Raw genomic sequence first — 574 nt, forward strand, 5'->3', positions numbered from 1 at the left:
ATTCTTGTCCGACATCAAAGAAGACCCTAACTACAAGAAGTTTCGGCTCGTGGTCAAGGGCGTGCGCGAGAAGCTGAAGATCGAGCGTGATCAGGCCGAAGCCATGGGCCTGATGGCCAACCGCACATCGCGGTCGCTGCACGGGCGTAAGCAGTTCAGCCCGAAGTCGCTTCTCGAAGCCACGTCCAACGACCTGAGCGCGCGTGCCCGGCTAGTTGAGATTCGAGTTCGAGCCACAGTCAACCTCGACCTTCTGCAAGAAGCGTGCGACGCGCTACGCAACCACATCTACACCGAGTATGCACAGGAGCTGAAGCAATTCGGTAGCAGTGCCGAACAGCGGAAAGCACTGGTCGAGCGTGTGCAGGGTACGGCCCGAACGCTGATGACCGAGGGAAAGGCACTCGTAGACGTGCTGGACCAGATCGTGAAGGACATAGATTCGGCATCTCACCATCTGCGCCACATGATCGATGTGTTGAAGTTGCTCGATGGATCGAAAGGTAAGGTGGTCTAAATAATGGAAGGATTCTTGGCACTGCTGCATCTGATATTAGCTGGGATTGGCTGGTAT

General features: G+C 55.6%; 1 protein-coding gene. It reads left to right on the forward strand.

Annotated elements, in window-relative coordinates; translation table 11 throughout:
* On the forward strand, positions 1-517 hold a 517-nt coding region (locus tag AC1RPJ_RS07715; protein WP_481762834.1), incomplete at its 5' end, for a hypothetical protein.
* Positions 518-574 lie beyond the last annotated feature (57 nt).

This window comes from Dellaglioa sp. CoH-57-MRSF-17, assembly GCF_056782015.1.